Consider the following 9,973-nt stretch of genomic DNA (forward strand, 5'->3'; position numbering starts at 1 on the left):
GAGACGGTGATCACCCGGCGTCCTGCCAGTTCACACCCCTATGGCGAAACCAACAGCCGGGGCGGCCTGCGCGCGGTGGCTCGCGTGAGTCAGGATGGTTGGGTGGGAAACCCCGTGAGCTTCTTCGAACAGGTCGGTGGCGAGGAGACGTTCCGCCGTATCGTCGCGCGCTTCTACAAAGAGGTGAAGGCCGACGACGTCCTCCTGCCGCTGTACCCGGAAGAGGACCTCGGACCTGCGGAGGAGCGGCTGCGGCTGTTCCTCATGCAGTACTGGGGCGGCCCGCACACCTACTCGGAGAACCGGGGTCACCCGAGGCTGCGAATGCGTCACGTGCCGTTCTCGATCGGCCCGATCGAACGCGACGCGTGGCTGCGCTGCATGCGGATCGCCGTCGACGAGGCAGGCCTCGACGAGGCCCACCGCAAGCAGCTCTGGGACTACCTGGAGATGGCCGCGAACAGTCTGATGAACAGCTGGTCCTGAGCGCCCATCACCCGATCGGGTCCTTTCGCAGCGAGACGAATGGCAGGATGACCCCCCGTGCGACGTTCCTCCGACCTCAGCCCCGAGATCGCCGAAGAGTCCGTCTGGTGGCGTGACGCCGTCTTCTACCAGGTGTACGTGCGCTCCTTCGCCGACTCGAACGGCGACGGCGTCGGCGACCTCGACGGCATCAGGTCCCGCCTCGGCTACCTGGAACTGCTCGGTGTCGACGCCCTCTGGCTCACCCCGTTCTACCGCTCGCCGATGGCCGACCACGGCTACGACGTCGCCGACCCGCGCGACGTGGACCCGCTGTTCGGCGACCTGGCCGCGTTCGACCGGCTGGTGGCGGACGCGCACGAGCACAACATCCGCGTGACGGTCGACCTGGTCCCGAACCACACGAGCGACCTGCACGAGTGGTTCCAGGAGGCGCTGCAGGCCGGTCCGGGCAGCATGGAGCGGTCGCGCTACATCTTCCGCGAGGGCCGCGGTTTCGACGGCTCGCAGCCGCCGAACAACTGGGTGTCCGTCTTCGGCGGTCCTGCCTGGACCCGCGTGCCCGACGGCCAGTGGTACCTGCACCTGTTCGCGCCGGAGCAGCCCGACCTGAACTGGGACCACCCTGAGGTCCGCGCCGACCTGGAACAGACGCTGCGGTTCTGGCTGGACCGCGGTGTCGACGGGTTCCGCATCGACGTGGCGCACGGCATGGCGAAGCCGGAAGGCCTGCCGGACATGGAGATCCGCACGCAGGTTCCGGGCGTGCTGTCCGACGACGTGCACGACCCGCGGTTCGACAACGACGGCGTGCACGAGATCCACCGCATGATCCGCAAGGTCATGGACGGCTACCCCGGCACCATGGCCGTCGGCGAGATCTGGGTGAAGGACGACGAGCGCTTCGCCGCCTACGTCCGTCCCGACGAGCTGCACCTGGGCTTCAACTTCCGGCTGGTCGAGGCCGACTTCGACGCCGACGCCGTCCGTTCGGCGATCGAACACTCGCTGGCCGCGGTGTCGTTGACCGGCACGCCCGCCGCGTGGACGTTGTCCAACCACGACGTGGTGCGCCACGTGACGCGGTACGGCGGCGGCGCTCTGGGCGAGCAGCGGGCCCGCGCGATGACGCTGGTCGAGCTGGCGCTGCCGGGCGTGATCTACCTCTACAACGGCGAAGAGCTCGGCCTGCCGAACGTGGAACTGCCCGACTGGGCGCTGCAGGACCCGACCTGGGAGCGCTCGGGCCACACCGAGCGCGGCCGGGACGGCTGCCGCGTGCCGATCCCGTGGGAGGGCGCCACCCCGCCGTTCGGGTTCTCCACGGCCGTCAACACCTGGCTGCCGCAGCCGAACGAGTGGGACCACCTCACCGCCGAGGCGCAGCTGGAGGACCCGGGCTCGATGCTCTCGCTGTACCGCGAGGCGCTGGAGCACCGGAAGTCCCACGCGGGCTTCTCCGGCGAGGAGCTGGAGTGGTACGGCGCCCCGGCGGGATGCTTCGCGTTCCGACGCAAGGGCGGCGGGCTGATCTGCGCGCTGAACACGTCCGGTGCGTCCGTGCCGCTGCCGCCCGGCCAGGTGCTGCTGTCGTCCGGGCCGATGGACGGCGACCAGCTTCCGCCGGACACCGCGGTCTGGCTCGCCTAAGCCCGCTCCTTCTCCTCCACCGCCAGCAGCGCGCCGACCACGAGAACGAGCGCGGTGACCTGCGCGATGGCGAGCCACAGTCCGATCGGCACGGTCGCGAGCGCCGCGACCGTGCCGATGACACGCCACTTGACCGTGCCGATCCGCAGCCTGAGGCGGAAGTAGACCTGGCCGGCCAGGAAGATCGCGACACCGCCGCCCAACGCGAGCGCGCCGCTGAGGTAGAGGTGCTCGGTGGCGTGGCCGATCGTCTTCTTCACGCCGACCGCCACGACGACGATGCCGAGCAGGATCGGCGCGTGGGCCCAGCCGAACGCCGACAGCGCCGCGCGGGCCCGTTCGGACCGCGTCATGTTCAGGAGACTGTGTTCGGCCCGCACGTCCTGGTCGCGGCCGAAGTAGCACCACCACATCTGGTAGACGAGCGCGAGACCGAGCAACGCGGCCACCACGAGCTGCAGGTTGAGCGGCAGCCCGGCCGCCCCGATGCCGATCGCGATGATCGACTCGCCGAGCGCGACGATGACCACGAGGCCGTGCCGTTCCACGAAGTGCGCCGACCTGATCTGGAACTCCCCGTGCCGCCGGTTCACGTACGGCGACACGATCATGAGCACCACGGCGGCCGTCCAGGCCACCGCTCGCCACGTGCTGGGCAGGAACCCGCCGATCATCACCAGGCCCGCTGAGCCGAGGTTGAACGGCGCCAGGCGCGCCATCGCCGCGGCCGAGCCCGGTCCGCCCGCCGAGATGAACAGCCCGGAGTGCACCAGGTTCACGATCAGGTAGCCGATGCCGAACGCCGGTCCGGCCGCCTCGAACGCGTTCGGGATCGCGAGCGCGATGACGAGGAACCCGCCCATGCCGGCCATGAGCAACACCCGCCGCAGCGCGGTGTTCGGCGGGACGGCGTTCGTGAGCCAGACGTACCCGAAGTACATCCAGAGGATCACGAACAGCATGATCACGACCTGGCCGAAGCCCAGCGGCGACGTGTCGTCGGCGAGCTTGCGGGTCAGCTGCGTGATCGTGAAGACGAACACCAGGTCGAAGAAGAGCTCCAGGGTCGAAACCCGGTACTCGGTCTCCTCCTGCGGCTGCGTTTCGGCGGACACGCGCGACATCGTGCCCCGCGCATCCGCTTGGGGCGCCCCGAATTCTCCGGCGGCGAAGCTGGACCTAACTCCAGGTCAGACGATCAGCGGCAACATCGAGTGCCGCCGGCGCACCACCGCGCCGTACTTCGCGTCGATCCGCAGCCAGGCGTCCGTCGCGGTGACCCGAACCTCGCCGTTCTCACCGAGGAAACCCATGCCCGACAACGCGAACAGGACTCGCAGCGGCACCTTCACGTCCAGCCCGGACCCGCTGATCGTGAGCACGGTCTGGTCCAGCAACGACGCCGGCGGCGTCCCGTGCGGTCCGGTGTTCTCCCGCGCCACCTCGGCGCCTTCGTCCGCGAGCTTCGCGATCACCTCGACGGGCAGCCGGTCCACGAGCAGCCAGCCCTCGGCGGGTGGGAGGGCCGAGCGCCACATCAGGTCCTTGGCGGGACCGGGATCGATGCGTTCGTCCCGCATGACCGCGAGCCCCGTCAGCAGGTCCGGTCCGGACACCGTGACGTCGGCCGGATTCGCCTGCCCCGCAACGGTTCGCGTGGCCAGCGCGTCGAACGGCGTGGCGACCCACGCGTCGAGCAGTTCCTCGTTGCGGTTGCGCAGCCGCACCACGGTCTGCCCGTCCAACCGCACGGCCCTCGCGGCGAACGCCCCGAGGTCGTCTCTCTCGGCCGCATCGGCCAACACCAGTTCAGGCACCATTTCCCCCTGCCCGCCACCCGGCGAGAAAGTCACGCTCGGCCTCGGTCAGCCGACGCGGCCGCGCGGTGGTCACGTTGTAGGGCGCCATGAGCGTCTCCGCCCTGGTGACCACCGGGCTGTTCGGCTCACGACTGCCCCGCACGACGTAGTCGAGTGTGAACGACGCGGACTTCAGCTCTCGCACCGACATCTCCACCACGATGTCCTCGCCGGTGAACACGATCGGCGCGAGGTACTCGACCAAGAGCTTGGCCACGACCATGCCCTCGGCCATCTCCTTCACCCCGTGGCGGGCCGCCTCGGTGAACAGCAGCTCGATCCGGGCCTCTTCCAGCAACGTCACCGTGTTCGCGTGGTTGACGTGGCCGAACGCATCCATGTCCGACCATCTCGGCCGCACACCAGTGACGAAGACACCCATGCAGGGACCCTACCGTTCACGAACCTTCACAGGACCTCCACACCAGCCGATTGAAAGTCGATAGGCAGCTCTCGATACTCGATCTATGTCTCGCGCACCGGTGATCTTCCTGCAGGCTCTGCTCGCCATCGCGTTCCTCGGCGGGCTGTTCGCGCAGGTCGTGGTGATCCCGACGACCGCGGTGGATGAGGTCGAGCTGTTCCCGCCCTACGAGTCCGTGAGAGTGCCGTTCGTGGTGTCCGCGATCGTCTTCGTCGCGTGCCTGCAGGTCCTGGCGGTGGCATTGGGCGGAATGCTGCACAGGGCGGGCAAGGGCACGGTGTCCGAGGCCGGCACGCTCATGTGGACGAACATCGCCATCGGCGCCGTCGCCGCCGGTGCCGTGGTGCTCGCCTGGCTGTTCGTCTACGTCACTTTCGCCGAAATCCCCTCGCCCGCCGACGGCATGGAGACCCTGAGCCTGTGGATGGGGTCCGCCGTCGGCACGGTCGCGGCGATCGGCGTCGCGCTGCTGCTCGTGATCGGACGGCAGTGGCTGCGTCGCGCGATCGAGCAGGGCGCCGAGCTGGAGCAGGTCGTCTGACCTGCTCCAGCTCTTCAGCACTACCTGACCATGCTCCGCACCTGGCGGGCAGCGACGGACAGGGTGGCCAGGTCCAGCTGGTGCACCCGGTTGATCTCTTCCAGCGCGCCGCGCGAACGAGCCAGGCGGGAGGCGTTGGCCTGCTCCCACTTGGAGATCTTCTCGCTCGCCGTGTCGCCCTCGTCGCTGGCCCTCAGCACGTCGATGGAGATGGCCCGCAACGACGAGTAGAAGTCGTCGCGCAGAGCCAGCCGGGCCAGGGCGTGCCAGCGGTTGCCACGTTCCAGGTTGGTCACCGAGTCCAGCATGTGGTCGATGTCGAGGTGGGCGGACAGCGCGAAGTACACCTCGGCCGTCTCCCGGTGCGTGCGCTCCGGGCCCGCACCGCCGGTCGGGCCGAACTCGCGTTCGGCCAGCTCGGCGATCTCGGTGACGTCGAGCAGGCCGTACATGTAGAGCAGCGCGGCGACCTTGCGGGCCAGCTCAGCCGGGACGCCCTGTTCGACGTACCGCTCCGCCTTGCCGGCGACCACGTCGAACTCCTTGCCCTGCAACAGCTCGAAGGCGAACGGGCTGAGCTCCCCGACCACGCCGCGGAAGCGGTTGATCGTCGAGCCCACCGCGAGCGGCTGCGGGCGGTTCGAGAGCAGCCAGCGGGACGCGCGGTCCAGCAGGCGGCGGGTCTCCAGGACCATGCTGTCCTGGACCTCCGTCGGCACCACGTTGTCCAGCGCCTGGATCTCGCGCCAGATCGACGGCAGGTCGAAGACCTCGGTGACCACGGCGTAGGAGCGGACCGCGTCGGTCGCCGACGCGCTCATCTCCTCGGCCAGGCGGAAGGCGTAGGACACGCCACCGCCGTCGACCACCTCGTTGACGACCACCGTGGTGATGATCTCCTTCGCCAGCGGGTGGTTCGGGATGGCCAGACCGAAACGCTCGCGCAACAAGCTCGGGAAGTAGTCCGGCAGCTTGTTCTTGAACGTGTCGATCGTCGGGATCTCGCTCGCGAGCAGCTCTTCCTTCAGCGTGAGCTTGGTGAACGCGAGCAGCGTGGCCAGCTCCGGTGAGGTGAGGCCCGCGCCCTGCTTCTCCAGCGCCTTGAACTCCGCGACGCTCGGCAACGCCTCCAGCTTGCGGTTGAGCGCCCCGCGCTGTTCGAGGTCGGCCGTGAGCCGCGCGTGCACCGACAGCATCGGACCGGCGTGCGCCCGGCTGACGCCGAGGACGTTGTTCTGCGAGTAGTTGTCCGCCAGCACGAGCTCGCCGACCTCGTCGGTCATCTCGGCCAGGACCTCGTTGCGCTGCTGCTGCTCCAGCGACCCCTCGCGGACCAGGTGGTCCAGCAGGATCTTGATGTTGACCTCGTGGTCGGAGCAGTCCACGCCGGCGGAGTTGTCGAGCGCGTCGGTGTTGACCTTGCCGCCGGCACGCGCGAACTCGATGCGGCCGCGCTGGGTCAGGCCCAGGTTGCCGCCCTCACCGACGACCTTGACCCGCAGCTCGTCGCCGTTGACGCGGATCGAGTCGTTCGCCTTGTCGCCGACGTCTGCGTGCGACTCGGTCGACGCCTTCACATAGGTGCCGATGCCGCCGTTCCACAGCAGGTCGACCGGCGCCAGCAGGATCGCCTTCTTCAGCTCCGGCGGCGACAGCTTGTCGACGCCCTCGGGCAGTCCCAGCGCGACACGGGCCTGTTCGGAGAGCGGGATCGACTTGGCCGTGAGCGGGAAGATGCCGCCGCCCTCGCTGATCAGCGAGCGGTCGTAGTCGTCCCACGACGAGCGCGGCACGTTGAACAACCGCACGCGCTCGGCGTAGGAGGTGTCCGCGACCGGGTTCGGGTCGATGAAGATGTGCCGGTGGTCGAACGCGGCCACGAGCCGGATGTGCTCGGACAGCATCATGCCGTTGCCGAACACGTCACCGGACATGTCACCGATGCCAACGACGGTGAACTCCTCGGTCTGCGTGTCCACACCGAGCTCGCGGAACGAGCGCTTCACGCTCTCCCACGCGCCCTTGGCCGTGATGCCCATGGCCTTGTGGTCGTAGCCGATCGAGCCACCGGACGCGAACGCGTCGCCCAGCCAGAAGCCGTAGCTCTGGCTCACACCGTTCGCGATGTCGGAGAACGTCGCGGTGCCCTTGTCCGCAGCCACGACCAGGTACGTGTCGTCGCCGTCGTAGCGCACGACCTGCGGCGCGGGCACGACCTCGTTGTTGATCAGGTTGTCGGTGAGGTCGAGCAGGCCCGAGATGAACATCTTGTAGCAGGCGATGCCCTCGGACATGAAGTTCTCGCGGTCGATGCCGGGGTCGCCCGTCACGGCGATCGGCTTCTTGACCACGAAGCCGCCCTTCGCGCCGACCGGCACGATCACCGCGTTCTTCACGGCCTGCGCCTTGACCAGGCCGAGGATCTCCGTGCGGAAGTCCTCCCGGCGGTCGGACCAGCGCAGACCACCGCGCGCGACGCTGCCGAACCGCAGGTGCACGCCCTCGATCCGCGGCGAGTACACGAAGATCTCGAACTTCGGCCGCGGCGCGGGCAGGTCCGGGATGGCCTGGGGGTTGAGCTTGACCGACAGGTACGGCCGGGCGTTGCCGTCGGCGTCGCGGAAGAAGTAGTTCGTCCGCAGCGTGGCGTTGATCAGCGTGAGCAGGCTGCGCAGGATGCGGTCCGCGTCGAGGCTCGTCACGTCGTCGATCAGCTTGCCGGTCTCGACGACCATCGTCTCGGTGCGGCCGGCCCGCGTGGCGTCGTCGAGCCGCGGGTCGAACCGGGACTCGAACAACGCCACCAGCGCGATCGCCACGCTCGTGTGGCCGAGCACGGCGTCCTCGATGTAGTCCTGCGAGTACGGCGTGCCGGCCTGCCGCAGGTACTTCGCGTACGCGCGCAGCATCGCGGCCTGCTGCCAGGTGAGCCCGGCCTGCAGCACCAGCGAGTTGAACCGGTCGACCTCGGCCTCACCACGCCACACGGCCGCGAACGCGTCCTGGAACCGCACCCGCACGTTGTCGAGGTCGGCCTCGGACAGCTGGGCGAGCGCGGCCTGGTCGATGCGCAGGCCGAAGTCGTAGATCCAGCACTGCACGCCGTCTTCGCGCGCGATCTCGTACGGCCGTTCGTCGACCACGATGACGCCCATGCGCTGCAACATCGGCAGCACGTCGGACAGCGTGATGCCTTCGCCGGTCAGGAACAGCTTGAAGCGCCGCTCCCCCGGCTCGGCGTCCTCGGGCACGTAGAACACCATGTCGAGGCCGCCCTCGACGAGCGCCTCGATGCGCCGGTAGTCCTCGAGACCCGTGCTCGCCGGGAAGTCCTCCTTGTAGGCCTCCGGGAAGACCGCGGCGAACCGCTGGCCCTGCTCCGTGGCCGACTCGGCGCCGAGCTCACCGCTGTCACCGGTGACGGCCTCGACCATGCGGTCGTCCCAGCTGCGCACCGCCTCGGCCAGCTTGGCCTGGATCGCGTGGACGTCCGGCTCCAGCGTGCGCGCCGGGTCCGTGTGCACCATGAAGTGCACACGCGCGAGTGCGGACTCGCCGATGCGCGCGCTGTATTCGAGGTTCAGCCCCCCGAGCTCGGCGAGCAGCACCTCCTGCATCGCGAGGCGGCTCGTCGTCGTGTAGCGGTCGCGCGGCAGGTAGACCAGGCACGAGAAGAAGCGGCCGAACGGATCGCGGCGCAGGAACAGCCGCAGCCTGCGGCGTTCGGCGAGCGCGATGACACCCGTCGTGGTCTGGTACAGCGTCTCGCTGTCGACCGAGAACAGCTCGGTGCGCGGGTAGTTCTGGATCACCTCGAGCATCCGCTGGCCCGAGTACGACTGCAGCGGGAAGCCCGCGCGGTGGATCACCTCGCGCACGCGGCGCTCGATCACCGGGATGTCGAGCACGTCCTCGTGCAGCGCGGTGGTGCTGAAGATGCCCAGGAACCGGTGCTCCCCGGAGACGTTGCCCTCGGAGTCGAACGTCTTCACGCCCACGTAGTACGGGTAGACGCTGCGGTGCACGCTGCTCTGCGCACTCGCCTGGGTGAGGACGAGCAGGTCGGGGCTGAGCGCCTGCGCGCCGTTGTCCGGCCCGGCGGTGAGGCTGCGCGCCGCGAGGCTGTCCTGCCGCAGCACGCCGAGCCCGCTCGCGAGCACCGCCCGCAACGCCGGCTCGCCGTCCTCCTGCACCAGCTCGTACTGCCGGTAGCCCATGAAGGTGAAGTGCCCGTCGGCGAGCCACTTGAGCAGCTTCGAGCCGTCGGTGGTGTCCTCGGCCGAGTCCTTGCCCAGCTCCTCGGCCAGCTGCAGGGCAGTCGTCACCATCCGGTCGGTGTCCTCGACGACCTCGCGCACGTCGGTCAGCACCGTCAGCAGCCGGGTCTCGAGCTCGCGGGCACGATCGGGGTCGGTGATGAGGTCGACCTCGATGTTCATCCACGACTCGGCCAGCGCGTCCGCCGGCGGATCGGCCGGGTCGGCGGTGGGCAGCACCTCGGTGCGCTCGCCGGTGACCGGGTCACGCCGAACAACGACGATCGGGTGCACAACGCGCTGCACCTGCACACCACCGCGGGTGAGCTCGGACGCGACCGAGTCCACGAGGTACGGCATGTCGTCGGTGACGACCTGGACCACCGTGACGGGGCACTGCCACCCGTCGGTCCCGCGCGTCGGGTTGAGGATGCGCACCGCGGCGCGTCCCGGGACGCGGCTCTCGGCGAGCTGGTAGTTCGATCGCACCGCTCCGACCAGGTCCACCGGGTCGTCGTCGTTGACTTCCTCGGCGGGCACGTGCCGGTAGAAGAGGCGGATCAGATCAGCGAGTTCGGGTGCATTGGCGGCGGCCCGTTCGATCAGCTCGTCACGGACCTGTTCAGGACTGGCCGTTGGACTCTCGCCGTCCGCGGTGGTGACCGCGGGGGCGTCGTCGGTTCGGGTCGGGGCTCCAGTCGAGGTCATCTTCAGGCGACTCCACGCTATCCGGCACCTCTGTGTGCCGGGTTCGCCC

7 protein-coding genes are annotated in these 9,973 nt (G+C 69.1%); 3 read left to right on the plus strand and 4 right to left on the minus strand.

The genetic code is table 11. The features are described from left to right. The first annotated feature begins 102 nt into the window (after positions 1-102). Together G7043_RS19520 and G7043_RS19525 are read left to right on the plus strand one after the other, a co-directional pair. Positions 103-486 (plus strand): globin, encoded by a 384-nt coding sequence (locus G7043_RS19520; RefSeq protein ID WP_166047338.1) that lies wholly within the window; start codon positions 103-105, stop codon positions 484-486. A 57-nt stretch (positions 487-543) separates the two neighbouring features. Continuing rightward, positions 544-2,136 carry a glycoside hydrolase family 13 protein gene (locus G7043_RS19525; protein ID WP_166047340.1) on the plus strand — a complete coding sequence of 531 codons (1,593 nt, stop codon included), beginning with the start codon at positions 544-546 and terminating at the stop codon, positions 2,134-2,136. Here G7043_RS19525 and G7043_RS19530 read toward each other — a convergent pair. The 3 genes from G7043_RS19530 to G7043_RS19540 form a co-directional block, all read right to left on the minus strand. Beyond that, a complete protein-coding gene (locus G7043_RS19530) occupies positions 2,133-3,251 on the minus strand; it encodes a low temperature requirement protein A (protein WP_207311424.1) in 1,119 nt (372 codons plus the stop codon). The two genes, G7043_RS19525 and G7043_RS19530, sit on opposite strands and share 4 nt — an antisense overlap. A gap of 75 nt (positions 3,252-3,326) precedes the next feature. Continuing rightward, the gene (locus tag G7043_RS19535) at positions 3,327-3,953 is read right to left on the minus strand and encodes a hypothetical protein (RefSeq protein ID WP_166048185.1); all 627 of its coding nucleotides are present in this window, start codon (positions 3,951-3,953) and stop codon (positions 3,327-3,329) included. After that, on the minus strand, positions 3,946-4,377 hold the full coding sequence (locus G7043_RS19540; protein WP_166047344.1) for an acyl-CoA thioesterase: 432 nt from the start codon (positions 4,375-4,377) through the stop codon (positions 3,946-3,948). Before G7043_RS19540 ends, G7043_RS19535 begins: the two co-directional genes overlap by 8 nt. Positions 4,378-4,462: 85 nt before the next feature. Here G7043_RS19540 and G7043_RS19545 point away from each other — a divergent pair, with 85 nt between their 5' ends. Then, positions 4,463-4,960, plus strand: a complete 498-nt coding sequence (locus G7043_RS19545; protein ID WP_166047346.1) for a DUF2975 domain-containing protein — start codon at positions 4,463-4,465, stop codon at positions 4,958-4,960. A 20-nt stretch (positions 4,961-4,980) separates the two neighbouring features. Here G7043_RS19545 and G7043_RS19550 read toward each other — a convergent pair whose 3' ends face one another. Further along, positions 4,981-9,924: an NAD-glutamate dehydrogenase gene (locus G7043_RS19550; RefSeq protein ID WP_166047348.1), complete on the minus strand. Its 4,944-nt coding sequence runs from the start codon at positions 9,922-9,924 to the stop codon at positions 4,981-4,983. Positions 9,925-9,973: the final 49 nt, after the last annotated feature.

It is taken from the genome of Lentzea alba (assembly GCF_011067745.1).
GTDB classification, from domain to species: domain Bacteria; phylum Actinomycetota; class Actinomycetes; order Mycobacteriales; family Pseudonocardiaceae; genus Lentzea; species Lentzea alba.